Raw genomic sequence first — 21,375 nt, 5'->3', positions numbered from 1 at the left:
GGGCGCGGGCTGAACCGCCCCCCGGGGCTGGAGAGCGCGGCAAGGTGAACTCACGTGCCATCGACGGCAGTTGCCGACGCCGGTCGCCGCCGGCAGTCACCGGCCGCCTGCGTCCGCCTCCGCCCGCACCTCCCGCGCCAGTTCCCTGAAGCGGTCCACCACAGGGGTGGGCCTGCGCCGCAGCGTGTTGCCCGCGTCGCGTTCCAGGTCGTAGAGGCCCATCTGGACGAGCCAGTGGTCGGCCGGGTCGTCGGACTCGCGATAGAGCCAGTCGACGAGGGCGAAGAAGGGGAACCACGTGTAGCCGATCAGGTCCATGCCGCTCGCACGCAGCCGGTGTACGAGCGCCACGCTCTCCTCCAGCCACGCGAGGCGCTCCGAGGCGGGGCCGCCGCGGCTGGTCTCGGTGACCAGCAGCGGCCGGTCGTAGCGGGCGGCGTAGGTGTGCAGCAGGTCGGTCAGGCCCTCGGTGCCGGCCTCGACGGGATGTTCGGTGCCCGTCGCGGGTTCGAAGCGCGAGGTGGTGAAGGCGGGGTAGTAGTTCACGCCGATCACGTCGGGCGTCACGGCGTTGTCCCGGAACCACCGCAGGTCCTGGTCGGTCGTGCCGTGCCGGGTGAGGTAGCCGTGCATCGGGTGGCCGTCGTCGATGCGGCCCAGGACGAGGTCCAGTCCGACGAAGCGCCGCTCCAGAAGGTGTTCCAGGGGAGCCGTTTGCGTCGTCTCACCCACCCACCGGAAGCCCGCGTCGACGTGGACGAAGACGGCTTCGGGTTGCACCTCGGCGATCCGCCGCTGGGTGAGCACCATGCCGCGCGCGAGCTGGACGATCAGCTTCACGAAGCCGTCGTCGCCGCGAAGGCACGGCGGCCACAGGCCCTTCTCCCCGCAGTAAACGGCGTTGATGACGGGCTCGTTCAGCGGCGTCCAGTCCGTCAGGCTGCCGCGGTAGCGCTCGGCGACGGCCGCAGCGTATGCGGCGACACGTTCCGGATACTCCGAGTTGAGGAACTGGTTGTCCAGCCACAGCGGCGTCCCGTAGTGCATCAGGTCGACGACGCAGCGCAGGCCCAGGCGGTCCATGTGCGCCACGACCTCGTCGAGCCACTCCCAGCGGAAGTCGCCGGGCGCCGGTTCCACCAGGTACCAGGGGATGCCCCAGCGGATCAGCTCGGCGCCGGCGTCGGCGGCGCGGTCGAGGTCCTCACGCCACTGCGCGTAGTGCTGGGTGAGTTCGTACTCGTCGAGCTTGCGGTGGCCCGCCGACTCCTGCGGCACGAAGGTGTCCTCGATGCCGACTGCGAAGCGCAGCCTTCCGTCCTCGAACCAGCGGTTCACAAGTCCTCCCTCCCGGGCCTCACTTGAGGCCCGTCGTCGCGATGCCCTGCACGAAGCTGCGCTGGATCAGCAGGAACAGCACGATCACCGGCAGCAGGGAGAGCACGGCACCGGCCATGAGCAGCCCGTACTGCGTGACGTGCTGCCCCATGAACAGCGACAGCCCGGCGGGGAGCGTGGCGCGGCTGGTGTCGGAGGTCATGATCAGCGGCCAGAGCAGGTCGTTCCAGTTGAACTGGAAGTGGAACAGCCCCAGCGTCAGCAGCGCCGGACGGGCCAGCGGCAGCACCACGCGCCAGTAGATGCGCCACTCCGAGGCGCCGTCGACGCGCGCCGCCTCCTCCAGGTCCCTGGGCAGGGAGAGGAAGAACTGGCGGAGGAAGAAGATGCCGAAGGCGTTGGTCGCCCGCGGGACGATTATTCCCGTGAAGGTGTTGACCAGGCCGAGGTTGTTCAGCAGGTCGTACAGCGGGACGAGGGTGATCTGGAACGGCAGCATCAGCATGATCAGGATGATCACGAAGACAGCCTCGCGTCCGCTGAACTGGAGCCTGGCCAGTGCGTAGGCGGCCATCGAGTCGAAGAGCAGGGAGACGACGGTGACCGTGACGGCGAAGATGACCGTGTTGCGGTACAGCGTCGCGAAGGGCAGCTCCTGCCAGATGTCGAGGTAGTGCTCCAGGGTGAAGGAGCGCGGCCACAGCGTCGGCGGGCTGGTGACGATGTCCTGCTCGGGCCGCAGGGAGGCCAGCAGCATCCAGATCAGCGGCAGCAGGACCGCCAGCGCGATCACCGCCGCCGCCACGACGGTGCTGATCCGCCAGACCAGCGCGAGGTCGACACCCCGGCGGGCGGCCGGGGGAGTCGCGCCGGGTCGGGGCGCCCCGCGCCGGGACGTGCGGCCCGGGGCCCAAGAGGCCCGCGGACGCCGGGAGTTGTGCGGTGTGGTCGTCACAGGGTCACCGCCCGCTTGCGGAAGTAGCCGAACTGAAGCATGGACAGCACGAAGACCAGCACCAGCAGCACCCAGGAGATGGCTGCCGCGTAACCGAACTCGTTGCGCTCGAAGCCCATCCGGTAGGTGAAGACGACCAGCGTCTCGGTCTGGAAGAACGGTCCGCCGTGCGTCATCACGTAGATCTGGTCGAAGGCCTGGAGGGTGCCGATGGCGGCCATCATCGTGATGAGCATGGTCTGGTTGGCCAGCAGCGGCCAGGTGATGCTGCGCAGCCGCTGCCAGGCGTTCGTGCCGTCCACGCGTGCCGCGTCGTGGAGTTCGGGCGGTATCGACTGCAGGCCGGCCAGGTACATCACCATGTAGAAGCCCAGGTTCTTCCAGACCCCGACGGCGATCACGGCGGCCATCGCGTAGCCGGGGTCCTCCAGCCAGCCCTGCTCGGTGGAGATCCCCACCGCCGACAACCAGTGGCTCAGCAGGCCGATGTTGGGGTCGAGGAGGAACGCCCAGGCGATCGAGACGACGCCCAGGGAGACGACGAACGGAAGGAACACGGCGGAGCGCAGGAACCCGCGCAGCGCCATCGCCCGGTTCAGGAAGAGGGCCAGAGCCAGCGCGAGCACCACGCCGACGGGTGTGCTGACGACGGCGTACAACAGGGTGTTCTCCAGGGCGTTCCACGCCTCCGGGTCGTCCAGCAGCCGCCGGTAGTTGGCCAGTCCGACCCAGTGCGCCGCCTGCATCAGGTTGTAGTCCGTGAACGACAGGTACGCGGCCTGGACCATCGGCCAGACGACGAACACGGCCAGCGCCACCAGGCTGGGTGCCAGGAACAGCCAGCCGGCGCGTGCCTGCCGCGTGCGCTGAGTGGGGCCGCGGCGCCGGGCGGGACGGCCGGGCCGGGAGCGTGCGGCAGCATCCGTGGCACGACCGGCGCGGGGGACGGCCGCTGGATCAGCTGCCGTTCGCATGTCTACCTCCATCGGTGCGGTGACCGGCCGGGCGGTGCTGGGGGCAACCGCCCGGCCGCGGCCGCTACTTCTGCTTGTCGAGCTCCGCCTGCACACGCGCGTCGGCCTTCTTGAAGACCGACTCGACGCTTCCCTTGCCGTTCAGCGCACGCTGGAGCGCGGGGTAGAAGATCTGGTCGGAGATCGTCGGGCCGTCGACCAGGCCGGGCAGGTACGGCCGGGCGCTCTTGGTGACGTCGGGGGCGCCGAACTTGGCCGCATGCGGATTGGCCTTCAGCTCCTCGGGGTCGACGTCGGTGCGGTCCGGCGGGAACCCGGTGCCCTCGGAGAGCTTTATCTGCGACTCCTTGCTGTTCCAGAAGGAGAAGAACTCGTAGGCCGCCTTCTTGGTCTGCGGGCTCGCTTTCGCGCTCAGCCCGAACGAGGTGACGCCGCTCAGCGTCTGCTGGCCTTCGGGGCCCTTGAACGGCCGGGTGACGCCGTACTTCACCCCCGCCTCCGAGAAGGACGTGGTGACCCAGGGGCCGACGATCTCCATCGCGGCCTTCCCCGTCTGGAAGAGCTTGTCGGCGTCGGCGCCGCCCAGTCCGATGGGGGAGACCTGCTCCGAACGCACCTGCTTGACCCAGTACTTGAGCGTCTTCAGGGTCTTCGGGTCGTCCAGGGTGGCCTTCTTGCCGTCCTCGCTGACCACGTCGCCGCCCCCCTGCCAGAGCAGGATCGGATACATGGGGACCGTCTCGTGGTCGGCGAGGGCGATTGCGTACTTGTCGGGCTTGCCGTCGCCGTTCTTGTCCTTGCTCAGTTTCGGCGCCATCGAGGCGAACTCGTCCCAGGTCTCCGGGGGCTTTTCCGGGTCCAGGCCGGCTTCCTTGAAGATGGTCTTGTTCCAGAACAGCATGAGCGTCGCCATGTTGAGCGGGACGCCGTAGTTCTTGCCGTCGAACTTCGAGCTGTCGACGGCCGCGGGCACCAGCTTCGAGGTGTCCATGTGCTTCTTCGAGTCGTAGAAGTCGTCGACGGGCGCCAGGACGCCCTTGTCGGCGTACTTGGGTATCTGGCCCGCGTCCATGGCGACGATGTCGGGGCCGCTGCCCGAGCTGACGCTGGTCAGCAGCTTCTGGTAGAAGACGTCCCACGGCATCGGGACGGATTTGACCTTCACCTTCTTCTGCGACTCGTTGAACTCGCCGATCAGCTTGTCGATGGTCTTGCGGTCGCCGCCGGTGAGGCCGTTCCAGAACGTGAGTGTGGTCGTGCCTTTCGACGAGCCCGCGTCGTCCGACCCGCTGCCGCCGGCGCCCTGGCCCGTGCACGCGCTCAGCGATACGGCCAGGCCGGTGACGAGGACGATGCCGGTGCGGCGGAGCGGGCGCCCGCGTGCGGTGCGCCGGAACAGGCCGTCGGGGGTGTGGTTCCGCATAGGTCCTCCCGGGTGTTCGTACCTGGCTGCGAGAGACGGCTGGAAGGGATCGACGGACCGTGGAAGCGGGCGTCGGGGGACCTTATTACAACGTTTACCTCAACGTTGTACAGGGTTGTTTCCAAAGATTCGTGCGGATCTGCGCGGCGTCTGTGGCCCGTGAGCCCTCTGTCACCTTCTGTGCCGGGTTCCTCGCCGGCGGACTTCGGCCGGGTTCCGCTCCCGGTCCTGTCGCACCCCTCGCCCCGACGTCCGTGCGGCGCTACCGTTGAAGGAGGTTCTCTCCCTGAATGCCGGGCTTGTGTGGCAGTGCAGGAGGCCGTCATGGTCGTCGAGGTGATCGTCGGAATTGTGATCGCGTGCGTCCTGTACGCGATGGCAGCGGCACGCGTGGTCCGGCAGTACGAACGAGGTCTGGTCTTCCGGCTCGGACGCCTTCAGTCGGGGGTCAAGCAGCCGGGGTTCACCATGATCGTGCCCGGCATCGACCGGCTCCAGAAGGTCAACATGCAGATCGTCACGCTGCCGGTGCCCGCGCAGGAGGGCATCACGCGCGACAACGTGACGGTCCGCGTCGACGCCGTCGTCTACTTCAAGGTGGTCCAGCCCGCCGACGCCATCATCCGCGTCGAGGACTACCGCTTCGCCGTCTCGCAGATGGCGCAGACGTCGCTCCGCTCGATCATCGGAAAGAGCGAGCTCGACGACCTGCTCTCCAATCGCGAGAAGCTCAACCAGGGCCTGGAGTTGATGATCGACAGCCCTGCGGTGGAGTGGGGCGTGACCGTCGACCGCGTCGAGATCAAGGACGTGTCGCTGCCGGAGACCATGAAGCGCTCGATGGCGCGCCAGGCGGAGGCACAGCGCGACAGGCGTGCACGGGTCATCAACGCCGACGCCGAGCTGGAGGCGTCGAAGAAGCTCGCCCAGGCGGCGGAGCAGATGTCCGAGACCCCCTCCGCGCTGCAACTGCGGCTGCTGCAGACCGTCGCCTCCGTGGCCACGGAGAAGAACTCCACGCTGGTGCTCCCCTTCCCCGTCGAGCTGCTGCGCTTTCTGGAGACGCCGCACGAGGGTGCCGGCAACGGCGGCAACGGGGGCAAGGGAGTCAGGACCGCCAAGGCCGGCAAGGTCAAGGGCGCCAAGGGCGGGCGGAAGAAGTCCCTGCCGGAGGTAGCCGCTTCCGAGGAGTCCCTTCCCGGCGCGGCAGTGCCGCCGGATGCCTCCATTCCGCCGGAGGCGGCCGTACCGGAAGGGCCCGCTCCGGGCGCGATCTCGCCGGACGACGTCCCCGACGAACTTCCCGAGGCGGCGGACGAGGGGAAGTCCGGGGCTTCGGCGCCGGAGGACGAGTCGGTCCCGGAGAGCCGCCGCCGTCGCTAGCGCTGCGGCTGTCGCGAGGCGCCGCGGCCGTTCGCAGAGCGTATGTGCGCTGCGCGGCCGCAACTTGCATGCGCGGAAGGCCCGATCGCGGATGGCCCTTCGCCCCGCGGTTCGCCCACGACGAAGGCCGGTTCGCCCTTCGCCCGGCGGTTCGCCCACGACGTAGGCCGGTTCGCCCACGACGAGGGCCGGTGCGGGAACCGGGGGAGGGCGCGCCTTCCGCTCGGCTCCCGCACCGGCCTCGGCCGTCGCGGGCGGCGGCCGGGGGATGCCCGGGCCGGCCCCGGAGTCAGGTCACCCGGTGCACCGGACGGCCGTCGCCCCAGCGCTCGATCGCTTCCTCGTCGGCGAACGCCAGGGCCCGCAGCATGTTCCCGCCGTCGCTGGCGTTGACGGAACGCCGCAGGCGCTGGGCATGCGCGTCCGAGAGCCGCGTCGTACCGGCCTCGACGCTGTCGCCGTAGAACGGCTCGAAGGCCACTCCCGCGAAACCCGCGTGCCGCAGCAGGCTCGGCATGGTCTCCCGTGAGTAGAACATCAGGTGGTTGCGGGTGAACCCGTTCCACCGGGAGCCGTACGCCTTCAGCAGCAGCGACTGCGCGTTGACGGTGAGGATCATCAGCACGCCGCCGGGGGCCAGCAGGCTGCGGAAGCGGGTGAAGTCGTCCACGGGGCGCGGCAGATGGGCCAGCACCGACCAGAGCGTGATGACGTCGAAGCCGCCCGCGGCGATCTCCGGTACGTCCTGGGGGTCGCCGAAGTGCGCGGTCGCCGACGTCAGACGCTCGTTGGCCTCCTTGACCGAGTCGGGCGACAGGTCGACGCCGTGAGCGTCGAAGCCGCGCTGCTCGGCCAGTTCCAGGAAGTACCCCGCCCCGCAGCCGAAGTCCAGCAGCCGGCGGCCGCCGCCCTCGTCGAAGACGGGCTTGAAGGCGTCCATGGCCTGGCGGTACCGGCGCTGCCGGTTCGAGGCGTAGTCGCCGGTCAGGAAGGTGCTGTAGTTCTTGGAGTACAGGTCACCGAGGCGTTCCGGCAGGATGTTGGGGTTGCGGTAGAGGAAGCCGCAGGACGGGCAGCGCACGACGTGGTACGACCACGCGGTCTTGCCGTTCTTCTTGAGCTTGGACGGTTCGTAGAGCGGCTGCTGCCTGGACTCGCCGCACATGTGGCAGGAGATGAACTCCTCGATCGCGCCGAGTTTGACGCGTGAGCGGTATTCGTCGAGGGATATCACCGGCGAAGTGTGCAGCAGCCGGCGCCACTGCATCTCCCTCAGTGCCCGCTCGCCCGGCCTGACATAGACGCGCTGCGCCCAAGGGACGCTGTCATAGCGGGATCCGTAAACGGCACGGGCGACGGCTCGTTTGGCTGACACCATATCGGCACCTCTTCGAGACGGCTTTCGGCTCACAGTGTCACCCGGGAACGGAATTGTTCAAACAGTGCTGGAGCTCTTTTGTGCAGTGCACCCCCGCAGTTCTCTTCGGAACTCTTCCAGCCGGTCTCAATTTGTTTCTACAGGAAAGTCGATGGTTGCGGATTGTGGGCTTATGCCCGATCTCTGCGGGCAGTTGATGCCGGTTTGACCCGATTTTCGGGAGGGGAATTCCCCTTCGCGCCCGGATGTGCCGCGTCGATGGAGCTCGCGTGAGCCGTGTAATCGGAAGTGGACGGTGCGTGTCTCTCCGGGTGCCGCCAGGGATTTTCGTGCCCGCCGGGAAACATGAATGGAGCACCGATCTCACGCGCCCGGGGAAAGGATCTCCGTTCGGGTGCGGGTATCGGTCCGGAAAAGTCAGTCGTACGAAGCGGTAATGTCACGCACTGCGACTGTCATGAGTCGGTAACAAAAGTGGCTGCGGGCACGGCAATTCCCTTCGGGACCAAAGGGAATCGGGCGGTTCCAGCCGTCCATTGCCATCCGTCGCCGTCCGCCGGTCATCGCGAGGGCGGCTGCCCGCGGATGGCCCGGCGGCGCGGTTCCGCCGCCGAGGGCGGCGCACCCGCCCCCAGCCGGGGCCCTCCGTTCTCCGCGGGATCCGGAGGTCCCCCGGCGCGGAACGTCCCGCCGCCGGCGGCGGCCGGCCGCCGCATCCGGAGCCGGCCCGTCCTCCGCCGGCCTCACATGGCAGCGCCCCCTGCGCCGCGTCCAAGTGGACGCCGCGCAGGGGGCGCGCGCCGTGAGCGATCGCGGACCCGGCATCGCCCGGTCCACTGATCGCGGCCCGGCGTCCTCAGGACGCGGGCTGCTTCCGTTCCGGTGGCCGCGTCTCACGGCCACGCCTTCTCCCCGGGAGAGTTCCTCAGGGCCGTACCGGTGTGGCGGGACCCGTCAGAGCCTGCGGACCCGGGCCGAGATCCCGTGCCCTATGAGCAGGTAGATCAGCGCGGGAAGGCCGTAGTTGAAGAAGACGCGCAGGCCCTCGCTCTCCATCGTGAAGATGTCCTGCGCCCACGCGGCCAGCCAGTCCGCCGAGCTCTTCACGAACTCCACGAACGGGTTCGCCTGGTTCGCCTCCAGCATGTACAGCAGGATCCACAGGCCCAGGATCACGGCTGCGATGTCCGCGATCGTGTGGATGATCAGCGCGGCGCGACGTGCGCCTTCGCCGTCGCCGCGCGGGCGGCGTTCCCGGCGCGGCGCCGGAGGCTGGTTGTAGCCGTAGTCCGGTGGCGGGGGCGGGCCGCCGCCCTGGTGGCCGGGGCCCGGAGGCGGGCCGCCGTAGCCGGGACCCGGGGGCGGGCCGCCCTGGCGGTAGGCCGGGCCCGGAGGGGGGCCGCTCGGCCCGGGGTGGTACGGCTGCCGGGGCATGGGTTCGGTGTCACTCACGGGATCGGTCCCAATCCGACGCGCAAACAGCGTCTCGTCGCAGGATTCTCGAAGGAGAAGAACGGCCACGGCCGCGGGGTGCGGATACCCGGGATGCTCCAGGGGACACAGTCGTCCGGAAATCCGGTGCCCGCATTCCCTCAGCGCCGGGGCGGCGCGACGGCGTTACTGCCGTCACCGCACCCACACACCGCGGTCCAGGGGCGTGCACCTGCCGCGGCCGTCTACTGCATCATCGCCGCCGCCTTCTTGATCGCCTCACGGATGCGGAAATAGGTGCCGCATCGGCACACGTTCGCAATCGCGTCGATGTCTTCGTCCGAGGGATTGCTCGTCTCTCGCAGCAGGGCGACCGCGGCCATGATCTGGCCCGGCTGGCAGTAGCCGCACTGGGCGACGTCCTGCTCCAGCCACGCCTCCTGCACCGGGTGCAGCTTGTCGCCGTCGGCGAGGCCCTCGATCGTCGTGACCTCCTTGCCGTCGGCCTCGGAGACCGGCACGACGCAGGGGTTCACCGCCCGGCCGTCGAGGTGGCTGGTGCAGGCCTTGCAGACGTCGATTCCGCATCCGTACTTGGGGCCCCGCACGCCGAGCAGGTCGCGCAGCACCCACAACAGGGGCAGGTCGTCAGGGGCGTCGACCGTGACGCTCCTGCCGTTGACGGAGAAGGTGTGGGAAGGCAACGGAGGCTCCTCAACGCGGGAAGGGGTCGAAGTCGACGTCGAAGTTCACGGGGAAGGAGCGCGGCTTGGTGCCGGTCGCACGCGCGTAGGCGTTGGCGATGGCCCCGACCGCCGCGGGCACGCCCAGCTCCCCGGCGCCCCCGGGCTCCCCGCCGTCCTCGGCGGGCATCACATGGATCCGTACGTCCCGCGGGCTGTTCTCCTGCCGCGCGTAGTGGAACTGGGAGTAGCTGCCCTCCAGCGGGAGCCCCTTGTCGATGTGCAGCCCGGCCCGCAGCGTCGTGGAGATGGCGTCGGTCAGCCCGCCGAGCATCTGCGCCTCGAGCCCGCGAGGGTTCACCGGCCGCCCGACGTCCACCGCGATGACGGCCTTCGTCACCCGCGGCTCCTTCGGATCGCGGGCGTCGATCTCGACGAGGCACGCCGTACAGGACTTGTACTCGTCGTGGAAGGCGATGCCCTGCGCGAAGCCCTCCGGCATCTTCCGGCCCCACTCGCCGTCCTCGGCGGCCTTGTCCAGCACCGCGCGCTGGCGCGCGGACTTGAGGAACTCGCGCCGGAAGGCGACCGGGTCCTTGCCCAGCTTCTTCGCGATCTCGTCGACGACGATCTCCTCCGCGCCACGCGTGTTCGCCGAGTAGACCGACCGCCACGACGCGGTGGGCATCCTCAGCGGCACCTCGTTGAGCAGCTGGGTCGTGACGCCGAAGTTGTACGGGGACTTCACCGTCGTCAGGAAGAGCGACTGCGCGATGCTCGCGTTCCCCGCGACCGGAAGCTTCGCCGCGTTGGCGGTGAGGATCTCGCCGAGCCCGTGCCGCAGGTCGGTCTCGACGGCTGCGACGCGGTGCTCGAAGCTGATCACATTGCCCAGGGAGTGCGTGGCGCGGATCTTGTGGTGGGTCGCGGGCCGCATCCGGCCGTGCCGCATGTCGTCGATGCGTGACCACATCAGCCGGACCGGCCGCCCGCTCTTCTTCGAGATGCGGGCCGCCTCCAGCGCCGCGTCGAAGAAGAGCCGCCGCCCGAACGAGCCGCCGCCCTGGATGACATGGACGGTGACCTTGTCCTGCGGCAGCCCCAGTTCGGCGGCGATCGTCTGCTGGGCGACGATCGGCGACTTCAGCCCCGACCAGATCGTCGCCCGGTCCTTGCGCACGTCCGCCACCGCCGAGTTGGACTCCAGCGGAGCGTGGCTGACGAAGGCGAAGTCGAACTCTGCGTCGGTGTGCCCGGTCAGTACGGGAGGCACCGTGAGGGGCAGGGTCGCGGCACGGAGCTTCTTGCGGATGCCGTCGTCGGAGAGGTCGTCGACGGTGCCCCTGCCCCAGGTGACGTCCAGGGCCTGTGTGCCGTCCAGTGCCTGCCCGAAGGTCTCCGCGACGACGGCGACACCCGTCTCGACGGTGACGACGTCCAGCACGCCCGGCATGGCGCGCACTGCGGCCTCGTTGCGCACCGACTTCACCGTGCCGCCCAGCGTCGGCGGCCGTCGCACCATGGCGGGCTTCGCGCCGGGCACGTCCAGGTCGAGGGTGTACTGCTGCTGCCCGGTCACCATCGCCCGGGCGTCGAGGCGGGAGGTGGGCACGCCGACGAGCGTTTGGTCCGACTCCGGCTTCGTGGCCGTCAGGGCGCCGCTCAGCTCCTCGGTGCGTCCACCGGCCGCGGCAGTGGCGAGCGAGGCGTACGAGGCGCGCCGGCCGCCCGGCCCGAGGACCACACCCCGGCGCACCGACAGGGCCTCCGGCTTCATGTCCCACTTGCGCGCCGCGGTCGCGAGCATGCGGCCGCGGGCGGCGGCGGCGGTCTGCCGGACGGGTCCGTAGAGCGACCTGATCGAGTTCGAACTGCCCGTGAGCTGGTTGAACACCAACTCGGGCCGTGCGTCGTCGAGTTGGACCCGTACGTTCTCCAGAGGCGTGTCCAGCTCCTCGGCGACGAGCATGGCGACGGCGGTCGTCAGGCCCTGGCCGACCTCCTCCCTCGGCAGCCGGAAGTGCACAGTGCCCTCTTCGTCGATCCTCAGCACCAGCAGGCCCGAGGTGGGCTTGGCCGCAAGGATCAGCACGTCCCCCAGGTCGAGGAGGTCGGCGGGCGCCGGGGGCGAGGGGACGGCCGCCTCCGCCTCGCGGGGCGCGGCCGTCTCCGAGCCGATGCCTGTGGCCACGGCCAGCGTCGGAGCGGCGACGAGGTACGTCAGGAACCTGCGCCTGCCGTGCTCACGGGGGCGGCTGCCACCGGTGCCCGTACCCGCCTCGTCGGGTGTGCTGTGCGCGGCGTGCGCGCCGGCCCTGCCGGCCTCCCCATCCGCTCCCGCCATCGTGGGCTCCTTCGCAACAGGACGGCTGCCGGGACGGCGGTCCCGTGATCCGGCTTGGCGCACACACTTCCGCGCCCCGCCCTGCCGGGCAATGTGCCTTCCGTGACGATTGTGCGTAAGCGTTGGTAAGGCGTGAACACACTCCGAGCAGGTGTTACCCACGGTCATCACCGGGTGCTCGCCGCGCCGTCGGGGTCGCTCACCGCGCCCGGTCCACCGCCGGACCGCAGGGGCCTGCGCGGCCCTGCCGGTTCGCCTCGCGGATCCCGGTGCCCAACTCCTCCTGGCGCGGCGGGTCTTCGTTCTCCGGGCGCTCCGCCGGCTGCGGTTCGTCGTTCATGGGGCGGGCCGCCGCGGAGTGCGTACCCGTGCGGGAGGGCAGGCGCCCGCCGGGGGCCGGTGCCGGCCTTCGCGGCCGCCGCGTGAGCGGAGTCCCCGACGGTGTCGTCGCCTCTCCTTCACCTCTGCGGCTGTTCGCCGATCAGCCGCAGCCCGTACCGCCGGGTCAGGTCCGCGACCCACTCGTCGGAGAACGTGAGCCGTCCGGGCCCTCACCCTGCACGCCTCGTGGCCGCGGCGGGACGGGGCCGGAAGCGGACGGCCGGTCTAGGTACTTATTGCTCATGCCCGAGCTGTCACCGGTCTGTGATTCTGGGTGAGTGGCCGTCAGTGCGGTCATCCGTGCCGCGGCCGTGCTCAAAGGTCCAGCGTCGGTCTCTTGGCCGAGACGCCGCCAACTGCCAGGGGAATGAACGAACGGATGGTATTCACGCGCCTGTCCGACGACGAGTTGCGCCGCCTCGCCCAGGAGGAGGGGGAGAGGACGTCCGGCGCGCGCGAGGAGCTGGAGCAGCGTCACTACCAGGCCGTACGGGCCTTCGCGTACGTCGTCAGCCCCGCGGCGGGCGACGAGCTCGCCGGCCGGGCGTGGGAGCAGGCACTGCGGCCCCTGGACGAGGACATCACGGGGGCGATGCGTCCGCGTGCGCTGGCGGCTGTGCTGCGCACCGGTGCGGAATGGCTGCGTGGCGGCAGGCGCAGCGAGCTCGCGCCGGGCCTGGTGGACTGGTTCGAGGAAGCCGCCGGGGACGGCGTGGACGCCGCGGCGGACGGGGACGCGGGCTCCGCGAGGCTCACGGACCAGCGCTCCTCCTCCCTCACTGCGCAGACCTTCGAGCGTCTGCCGGCCCGGAGCCAGACCGTGCTGTGGCACCACGAGGTCGAGCACGACGACGCCGCCGCGGTCCACCAGCTGCTCGCCACGGGGACCGAGGACGTCTCGCTGCTCAACAGGCGTGCGCGCAGGGAGTTCTACACCACCTATGTAAGCCTCCATCAGAACGCGACGGTGGACGACGCGTGCCGCCGGCTGCACCGCATGCTGCTCGCCTACGCGGAGCAGACGTCCATGAACACGCCGGGCGATCTCGTCGCCCACCTCGACCGGTGCGAGCACTGCGCGAGGGCCGTGGACGATCTGGAGCGCATGCGCTTCGAGTTCGGGAGCGTTCTGGCGGAGGCGATGCTTCCGTGGGGAGGTGCCGACTACGCCCTGGCGGCGCACACGGTCTCCTCGGAGACCCTCGACGTCACCGGTACGCCAGGCGCCGAACCGGGCCGTGGTGCGGGTGCCGGAGCGCGTGTCTGGGCGAGTGCGGCGGGGCCCGGGCGGCGGGTCCTCGGCGTGCTCCGTGCCCGCGCGTCCGCGCTGCCGGGCACGGCGGCCCTCCTCGGCGGCGAACGCAGCCCGCGTGCCCGCCGGTTCGCGCTGACGGCCGCGCTCGTCGGTCTGTGCTCCCTCGTCGTTGCGGTCGCCTACACGGGGGGTCTGCGGCAGGGGGCGCAGAACGGCGCCGGTCCGCGTCCCGGGACCACCTCCGGGCCGCCGGCTCCTTCCGGACGTGCCGAGCCGACGGCCACCGCCACCTCGACCGTCACGGCGACGAAGCCGCCCGGGAACCCGGGGAAGGGCGGCAAGCCCTCATCGCCCGTGCGGGGAGCGGCACTTGAGTGGCTGTTCGACGCTGTCGGGGACGGGACCACCGCGGACACCTCCGGCAACGGTGTCGGCGGAACCCTCGACGGCGACCCGCTCCCGGAAACCGCCCGCAGCGGCCTGGAGTTCTTCGGGGAGCAGTCCGTCGTGGCGGACGGCCCGGTGGTCGACACGTCCGGGAGCTTCTCCGTCTCGGCACGCGCCAGGATGAACGACACCGAGGACTTCCAGACGGTGGTCAGCCAGGACGCCGAGAACATCAGCGGTTTCTCCCTCCAGTACGACCCGGAGGCGGACCGCTGGGAGATGATCATGCCGGAGGAGGACGAGGAGGACGCCGATCTGGTCCAGGCCGGTTCGTCGCGGGGTGCGGAGCCGGACCGGTGGACGTATCTGACGGGCGTCTACGACGCCGGGGCGGGCGAGATCCGCCTGTACATCGACGGGCACCTCGAGGACACCGCCGATGTGGAGCAAGGTTCCGGTTTCGTGGACGGTTTCAGTACGACCACCACCACGTCGACGACCACCTCCGGCGGAGGCGACGGCTTCGACGGTTTCGGCAGCGACGGCAACGGCAACGGCAACGGGTACGACAGCAGCGGCAACAGCAACGGGACTGGCAACGGTTCCCGGTTCGACGGCGGTTCATGGGACTTCAGCGGTGACGCCGACTCCGGTGAAGCGGCGGGCGGGTACTTCGGAGGAGCCTCGCAGAACTACGGGAACAGCGATGCCGAACGGGCCGCCGACGAGATCATCCGGAGGGTCACCGGTGGCCGCCATCAAGTCGTCGACGCGGACGGCGACTTCGCCGTCGGCCGAGCGCTGGGCGGCGAGGAGTTCGTACGGGGCTTCGACGGAGTCATCGACGATGTGCGGGCCTTCAAGCGGGCGCTCTCCGCGAGTGAAGCGGCGGCTCTCGCGGGCCGGTGACCGGCCGCCGGCCCGACCGGATGCGCGGGCCGCCGGCCGGCGACTGCACGCGCAGGCCCCGGAGGCCCGGAGCGGGCCGGTCCGCACGAGGAGCACGAGGAGCACGAGGAGAAGCGGGCTCGGGGCGACCGGCAGGAGCCGTCCCCCTCTTCGTCGAGGCGTGCGTCAGGAGAAGTCCTCCTTCAGGTACGCGGCCCTCAGCTCCCGCCGGCTGCGCACCCCCAACTTCCGGTAGATGTTCTGGAGATGGTTGTCCACCGTCCGCTTGGAGATCGTGACGGACTCCGCGACCTCCGCGTTCGTGAGGCCCGAGCACACGAGCCCCGCGATCTCCGCCTCTCTCGCGGTCAGATGCTTCGCCGCCCCCAGCGCCGTGAGCCCCGGCGTGCGGGCCTGCTCGCACTGGCGCCGAAGCGACGTGGAGAGGTTCTCCGCCGCCGTGGCCGGCCGCTGCTCTCCGCGGTGAGTCCACTGCGTACAGGCGGAGGCGGCGGCCTCCGCCGCGACCAGTGACGCCCCGGCCCCCGCGAGCACATGGGCGCTCCGCATGAGCCGCTCCGGGTCTCCGGCGGCGAGAGCGGCGACGTACGAGGCCCGGGCGGCGGTGAGCGCACCGTCCGACGTCCCGGCGATGTGCTGCAGCCTCGCCTCGGCGCCCCGGGCGTCGCCCAGGCGGGCGATGTCGGTGAGGATCCTGGCCTCGCTGGCGAGGTGACCCGCGGCCCGCGCGTCCTCCGCCGCCTCCCACAGGACTCCGCGGGCCGCCTGCTGCTTTCCCTGAGCTGACAGCAACCACGCCTGGCCCAGCGGCAGTTCGGAGCGGAAGGCGCCCCAGCGCGGCAGTTGGGAGCAGGCCTCGACGGCCTTCGCCGCGGCCGGGACGTCCTGCATCAGGGCGGCGGCCTCGGCCTTGCGGGCCAGTGCGATGTGCAGGGTGCCGGGGAAGGAGTTGCGTGAGGCGACACCGGCGGACTGCGCGGCCCAGCGCCGTGCCTCGGCAGGGCGGCCCAGCAACAGCGAACAGCGCGCGAGCGCCGCGGCGATCAGTGCCTCCGCACCGGCGACGTCGTCGGCCAGTGCCTCCTGCCAGCCCCGCTCGCCGGTCTTGTACGCCTCGTCGAGCCTGCCCTCCTCCTCCAGCGCGAACATGACGATGCTGAGGTACTCGACCGGGTGGGGAATCGCCGGGGTCTCCTCCAGGCGCACCCTTTCCTCGTACGCCTCGCGGGCCGACTCCAGGCCTTCCCGCACCCGGCCCGTGGCCACGAGTGCGATGGCCCGCGGGCCGTTTCCGAGTACGCCGGCGAGGCAGTTGCCCTCGAAGCACCGCACGCCCACGGGGCCCTGGGACGCCGCGGCACTCCCGCAGCCGGCGGCGTCCACGACGCGCAGCGCCTCCTCCGGCCTGCCGAACGCCACGAGGATCGCGCCGCGGGCCGCCGTCAGGGCGTCCCGGTGCCGCGGTTCGGAGACCTCGTGCGCAGCCTCCGCGTTGACGTCCAGCGCCCTGCGCGCGTCGATGAACCCCCACGCGAGCAGCCTGGACCTGCCGATGGCGAGGAGCAGCCGGTCGAACTCCCCGTCCGTCCGCTCCGCCGCCTCCTCGAAGACCTCCCATGCGCCGGCCAGATCGCCCAGTTCGTAGAGCGACTCGGCGAGCAGCAGACGGGAGAGGAAATCCTCGCCCTCGCGGCACGCGGCACGCGAAAGTTCGCGCACCGTACGGAAGTTCTGGGTGCGGCGGGCCAGGGTCGCGGCCCGCAGCAGGGTGTCGGGGTCCGCGGACCCCGTGGCGGCGAGCTGCCAGGATGCGATCCGGAGCTTGTCGGTGAACCTCTTCGCGCCCCTGGCCCGCACGAGTTCGGCCTCCTCGCTGAGGATGCGCCTGCGTTCCGGGGACGGGATCGCCACGCGCAGCACCTTCTCGTGCGCGGGGTGTGCGAGGGCGACCGACTCGCGGCGGCCCTCTCTCAACGGCCGTGTGAATCCGAGGACTTCGAGCTCGTCCATCGCACCGTCGGGAAGGCTGGCCGCCTCCACCGGCTGGCACAGCGCGATCCTGTTCAGGGTCCTGCGGGTCTCCGGGGACACGCCCGCCAGGCGCCTCTCGACGATCTCCGAGAGGAGGGGCGTGGGGCCGAGGTCCGAGATCAGCGTCCACGACTCCCCGTCGTCGACGAGGCTCTCCTCCGCCAGGGCGTTGAGGACGAACTCCCGCAGATAGCAGGGATTTCCGCCGCTGACCCGGTGCAGCAGGGAGACCGTGCGCGGTTCCACCGGGCCGCCGAGCACCCGGACCATGACCTCGCCGGTCTGCGGTTCGCTCAGGGGGTTCAGGTCCGCCCTGCGCGTCCGGCCGCCCGACTGCAGGCAGTACGCGACGGGCCCCAGGTTCTGCAGCGACCCGACCGTGCCGAGGAGGAACGCGGCTCCGGCTTCCAGGAGTTGAGCCGTGAGCGACGCCGAGGCCTCGTCGAGTCCGTCGAGGTCGTCGACGACGAGCGTGAACCTCCGCCGGGCGGCGGTGCCGGAGGCGGAGCCTCTCGGCCTCTCCCCGGGGCCTCCTCCCGCAGTCCCTCCCGCAATCCCTCCCGTGAAGGCTTCGCGGGCGCTCGCGAACAGGGACACCGCGTCGCCGACGCCGGCGCCGGACGGCAGCAGATGCGCCAACGACGCGAGGGGGAAGCCCGGTTCGGAGACGGCGACCGCCTTGCCGGCCGGATGGCCACGGCGCTCGGCCCGCTCCCGGCAGACCTGTGCGAAGTGCGACTTCCCGATGCCCTGCGGGCCGTGCACGACGAAAGCGTGGCACTGCTCGTTCGCCAGGGCCTCGTCGAAGTCGGCGAGCTCGCGCTCGTGCCCGACGAACGGCCATGCTGTCGGAGCTTCCACGATGTCGCCCCCTTCCAGGAAGTCGGCTCGGTGCAGAGTAGGAACCCCTCTCGCCGGAGGAGCCCCGTACGTACGGGATTTGGCGCATCTTGAGTGGTTCGGGCGCTGTCGAGGATGTGACGTGCCGGGCGCGCGTCCGGACCCATCCGGTGTGCGCGGGCGGCACCTGGGCGGCGTTCGGGAGCCTGTTCGCCGCAGCGGAGGGCGGCCCGCGGCGGGCCGGGACGGCCCGGGACGGGGCCGGAGGGTGCCGCCGCGATCAGGGAGGAGAGCCTGCGCAGGTGACCGCAGGCGGCCGGCGGCGTGCGGCCCGGCCTGCGGCGGGGTTCCGGAGCCGAACCGGGCGTCGGCCGGCCGGAGTCCGAAGCTGCGGCACCGGCGCCGGAAACCCGGGCGCCCGCGCCGGCGACCGGGACGCCCGGACAGCGGAGCAGCTCGACGGCCGGGCCGGGATCCGGCAGCCCGGCTGCTCCGTCTGCCGGGTCCGGACTGGGCATTGCTCCTCATGCCGGAACTCAAACCCCTGTCCGCGCGGACCCGCCGGTAACCACCCTTTCCGGCTATGCGACACCGCTCGGCCCCGCCCCGCAGGGTGATTGGACGACGGCATCAAGAGCAGTCCCAGGCTAGGTACATATTGCCTATGGCCTTTTCAGCATCCTTCCGCTGAGCTGGACGTCGACCATTGCCGCCGACGCGGTCCGGGCCTCGACCAGGTGAAGCAGCCGACTCGTTCGGGCCGGGACCGCCGGGGAGATTGAACGAACGCATGGAACGCGCGCGCCAGTCCGACGCGGAACTGCTCCGTCTCGTACGAGCGGGAGGGGAGCCGTCGACCGCTGCGCTCCGGGAGCTCGAACAGCGGCACTTCCAGGCGGTCAGGGTCTTCGCGTCGGCTTGCGTCGTGACGTCCTCCGCGGCCGACGCCCTGGCGGGGCAGGCGTGGAGGCAGGCGTTGCGGCCGGAGGACGGCACCGCGGGCGCGGTCCGTCCGCGGGCACTGTCGGTCGTCCTGCGCACCGCTGCGGCATGGGCCGGCACCGAGCAACGGAGCGTTCTCAACCAGGACTTGATCAATTGGGTCCAGGCACACATACCTCTGCCCCCGGCCGGTGAGGGGGGTGCCGAGGAGGCGGCCTTCCTGACCCCCACCCTCGCGGCCCGGGCCTTCGAGGGCGTCGCCGACCACAGCCAGGCGGTGCTGTGGCACAGGACCGTCGAGCACGACGAGAGCGAGCGCATCGAGGAGATCCTCGGCCCGGGCACCGAAGCGGTCTCCCTCCTGGAGAGGCGCGCACGCAGCGAGCTGTACAACGTCTACGTACAGACGCACCAGGCCGGTCTGGACGACGAGTGCCGGCCCTTCCACCGGATGGTCCTCGCCTACGCCGAGGAGAAGTCCCTCGACATGGCGGCCGATCTCGCGCCGCACCTGGAGGTGTGCGCCGCCTGCTCGCGGGCCGTCGCCGACCTGGGGCGCCTGCGCGTCGACTGCGGCGGGTTCCTGGCGGACGCGGTGCTGCCCTGGGGAGGCGAGGAGTACGGCGCCATGAGGGCGGAGGAGGACGCCCCCGTCGGAACCGCCCTGGAACTCCTCCCGGCCGGGGTCCACTTGGCGCAGCCGCCGGGCGGGTCGCGGCGTCGCCTCTTCGGGCGCTGGGGTCCGGTCCGTCCCGTGGGCCGCAGCAGGCGTGCCACCCGGGTGCTGCAGACCCTCGCCCTCATAGGACTCACCTCCCTCGCCGCCGCGTTCGCCTTCTCCGGGAATCTTCGTCCCGGCGCGTCGCAGAGCAACGAGGCCGGCCCGTCGCAGAGCGCGCAGCCTCCGGGGAAGCCGGGGCCCGCCCGTACGACCGCCACGGCCACGGCGACCGCCACCGTCACGGCGACCCGCAGCTCCAAGCCGCCCTCCAAGGGCGGCAAGCCCCCGCCGCCCGCCTCCAGGCCGCCCGTCGGCGGAGCGCTGCTCGAGTGGCTCTTCGACGACGTCAAGGGCGGGGTGGTGGCGGACACTTCGAAGAACGGGAACGACGGGGCCCTCAGGGGCTCACCCCCCACGAGGGTCGTCGGAAAGGCGGCGCAGTTCGCCGGGGGGCAGGCCGTCGTCTCGGACGGTCCCGTGGTCGACACCGAGAGCAGCTTCTCCGTCTCGGCGCGGGTGCGGCTCGACGACACCGAGGAGCGTCAGGTCGTGGTGAGCCAGGACGCGGACCGGGCCAGCGGCTTCATGCTCCAGTACGACGCCGAGGAGGACCGCTGGGAGATGCGGATCCCCGAGGACGACGACGAGGACGCCGAGGACGCCGACGCCGACGAGGCGGCCGCCGACTTCGGCCCCGAGCCCGGTGAGTGGACCCACCTGACGGGTGTCTACGACGACCCCGGCAACGAGATCCGCCTTTACGTCGACGGCAGGCTCGAGGACGTCACCGAGCACGACGGGGACTTCGCCTCCGAGGGCGGCTTCGCCGTGGGCCGCGGGCTGTCGTTCGGTGAGGGCTTCCGGGGCACGCTGGGGAGCATCGACGACGTGAGGGCGTTCGGCAAGGCGCTCACCGCCGGGCAGGTGGCCGCCCTGGCGAAGTAGCCGGAGGAGAGCCCCGAACTCCCCCGGCCGCAGTCCCTGAACACCTTTTGCGCCCCAAGTACCCCCGCATGACGGGGACTTGGGGCGCTGTCGTGCATGGAACGAGGAGGCCCGGGTGCGGCCCGGCGGCGGGGATTTCTTGCGTATCCGTATATCGCCGCACCCGTATAGGCACGCCGCGGATACGTGAGTACGTTCCTGGCGACCGGTATGCGGGCCGCAGTTCGGCCCGAGGATTCGCGGCGGCCCCGGACGGGATCTGCCGACGCGGTGCACGCCGCCCCCCACAGAGGAGATTGTCCATGCGTACGCTCCTACGAAGACTGACCGGCGCCGCCGCTCTGGTCTTCGCACTCGTCTTCGCGTTCCCCACCTCGGCCACCGCCGCCGAGATCGGCGCCGCGGCCCGTTCCGACGCCGCACAGTCCGTCTCCGCGCAGAGCGCGCAGGCCGCCGGCGAAGGCGTGCTCTCCGACCGTTTCCCGACCGGCGAGGCCCCCGGCACCGGCAGTCTCCCCGACGCACCTCGTGACGAGCGCTCAGGTTTCACCGCCTGGAGCTACCACATCACCTCGTCGTGCAGCGGCCTCGAAGGCCCCATACGCCAGGGCGCCAACTTCTGGGGCGACGCCCAGGAGACGTCCTCCAGCGGCACTCCCGTGGAGTGCACCGGCGGATACGTGCAGGGCTGCGGCGGCGGCAACGTCGTCGGATGCAACTGGGGCCAGGGCGACAGGATCATGCTCTCCACCCTCGTCAGCGACTTCGCCCTGCTCGCCGCGCACGAGTTCGGGCACAACTGGTACGGGCACTCCGACCCCGGCTGCGCGAGCTGGGCGAGCGCGTACGACGTGATGCGTCCGACGATGTGCTGACCGGTACCGGCGCCGTCCGCCCGCTCCCGTGCCCGTGCGGGGCCGCAGGGTGAGACGACGCGACAGGCGGCGGGCAGGTGCGCGGCGAACGCGCACCTGCCCGCCGCCGCCGTTCCGCCGCCGTTCCGCCGCCGTTCCGCCGCCGTTCCGCCGCCGTTCCGCCGCCGTTCCGCCGCCACG

Annotated in this window: 13 protein-coding genes and 1 pseudogene; 4 read left to right on the top strand and 10 right to left on the bottom strand. The window is 71.0% G+C overall.

The annotated features are described in order from the left end of the window. Positions 1-96 precede the first annotated feature (96 nt). The 4 genes from H180DRAFT_RS12155 to H180DRAFT_RS12140 form a co-directional block, all read right to left on the bottom strand. On the bottom strand, positions 97-1,338 hold the full coding sequence (locus tag H180DRAFT_RS12155; RefSeq protein ID WP_055486050.1) for a family 1 glycosylhydrolase: 1,242 nt from the start codon (positions 1,336-1,338) through the stop codon (positions 97-99). Between the two features lie 19 nt (positions 1,339-1,357). Further along, positions 1,358-2,293 carry a carbohydrate ABC transporter permease gene (locus tag H180DRAFT_RS12150; RefSeq protein ID WP_254665995.1) on the bottom strand — a complete coding sequence of 312 codons (936 nt, stop codon included), beginning with the start codon at positions 2,291-2,293 and terminating at the stop codon, positions 1,358-1,360. Beyond that, positions 2,290-3,267: a carbohydrate ABC transporter permease gene (locus H180DRAFT_RS12145; protein ID WP_055486049.1), complete on the bottom strand. Its 978-nt coding sequence runs from the start codon at positions 3,265-3,267 to the stop codon at positions 2,290-2,292. Before H180DRAFT_RS12145 ends, H180DRAFT_RS12150 begins: the two co-directional genes overlap by 4 nt. Before the next feature lie 64 nt (positions 3,268-3,331). Further along, complete coding sequence (locus tag H180DRAFT_RS12140; protein WP_055486048.1) at positions 3,332-4,690, bottom strand: ABC transporter substrate-binding protein; 1,359 nt, start codon at positions 4,688-4,690, stop codon at positions 3,332-3,334. 324 nt (positions 4,691-5,014) lie between these two features. On the opposite strand from H180DRAFT_RS12140, the gene H180DRAFT_RS12135 reads away from it, so the two are divergent. Beyond that, the gene (locus tag H180DRAFT_RS12135; protein WP_055486212.1) at positions 5,015-6,073 is read left to right on the top strand and encodes a slipin family protein; all 1,059 of its coding nucleotides are present in this window, start codon (positions 5,015-5,017) and stop codon (positions 6,071-6,073) included. 289 nt (positions 6,074-6,362) lie between these two features. Here H180DRAFT_RS12135 and H180DRAFT_RS12130 read toward each other — a convergent pair whose 3' ends face one another. The 5 genes and pseudogenes from H180DRAFT_RS12130 to H180DRAFT_RS29815 all read right to left on the bottom strand — a co-directional run bounded on the left by H180DRAFT_RS12130 (position 6,363) and on the right by H180DRAFT_RS29815 (position 12,249). Further along, positions 6,363-7,451, bottom strand: coding sequence for a class I SAM-dependent methyltransferase (locus tag H180DRAFT_RS12130; protein ID WP_079100056.1), 1,089 nt, complete (start codon positions 7,449-7,451; stop codon positions 6,363-6,365). Positions 7,452-8,405: 954 nt separating this feature from the next. Further along, positions 8,406-8,684: pseudogene (locus H180DRAFT_RS12125) on the bottom strand (hypothetical protein); the annotation flags it as partial. Positions 8,685-9,127: 443 nt separating this feature from the next. Continuing rightward, positions 9,128-9,586 carry a (2Fe-2S)-binding protein gene (locus H180DRAFT_RS12120; RefSeq protein WP_055486046.1) on the bottom strand — a complete coding sequence of 153 codons (459 nt, stop codon included), beginning with the start codon at positions 9,584-9,586 and terminating at the stop codon, positions 9,128-9,130. Between the two features lie 10 nt (positions 9,587-9,596). Continuing rightward, positions 9,597-11,909, bottom strand: coding sequence for a xanthine dehydrogenase family protein molybdopterin-binding subunit (locus H180DRAFT_RS12115; protein WP_079100055.1), 2,313 nt, complete (start codon positions 11,907-11,909; stop codon positions 9,597-9,599). Positions 11,910-12,108: 199 nt separating this feature from the next. Next, complete coding sequence (locus tag H180DRAFT_RS29815; RefSeq protein WP_159033577.1) at positions 12,109-12,249, bottom strand: hypothetical protein; 141 nt, start codon at positions 12,247-12,249, stop codon at positions 12,109-12,111. A gap of 420 nt (positions 12,250-12,669) precedes the next feature. On the opposite strand from H180DRAFT_RS29815, the gene H180DRAFT_RS12110 reads away from it, so the two are divergent. Next, positions 12,670-14,841 (top strand): LamG-like jellyroll fold domain-containing protein, encoded by a 2,172-nt coding sequence (locus H180DRAFT_RS12110; RefSeq protein ID WP_055486045.1) that lies wholly within the window; start codon positions 12,670-12,672, stop codon positions 14,839-14,841. 165 nt (positions 14,842-15,006) lie between these two features. Here the strand turns inward: H180DRAFT_RS12110 and H180DRAFT_RS12105 are convergent, their stop codons facing one another. Next, on the bottom strand, positions 15,007-17,733 hold the full coding sequence (locus H180DRAFT_RS12105; RefSeq protein WP_055486044.1) for a helix-turn-helix transcriptional regulator: 2,727 nt from the start codon (positions 17,731-17,733) through the stop codon (positions 15,007-15,009). A gap of 769 nt (positions 17,734-18,502) precedes the next feature. Between H180DRAFT_RS12105 and H180DRAFT_RS12100 the strand changes: the two genes are divergently transcribed. Both H180DRAFT_RS12100 and H180DRAFT_RS12095 read left to right on the top strand, forming a co-directional pair. Continuing rightward, a complete protein-coding gene (locus tag H180DRAFT_RS12100; RefSeq protein ID WP_055486043.1) occupies positions 18,503-20,320 on the top strand; it encodes a LamG domain-containing protein in 1,818 nt (605 codons plus the stop codon). A 302-nt stretch (positions 20,321-20,622) separates the two neighbouring features. After that, entirely contained in the window at positions 20,623-21,195 is a 573-nt protein-coding gene (locus tag H180DRAFT_RS12095; RefSeq protein WP_055486042.1) for a hypothetical protein, read from the top strand. Positions 21,196-21,375 lie beyond the last annotated feature (180 nt).

Source organism: Streptomyces sp. WMMB 322 (genome assembly GCF_900090145.1).
Taxonomy (GTDB): domain Bacteria; phylum Actinomycetota; class Actinomycetes; order Streptomycetales; family Streptomycetaceae; genus Streptomyces.
The sequence above is the reverse complement of the archived record's forward strand: the minus strand, read 5'-3'. Positions and strand labels throughout refer to the sequence as shown.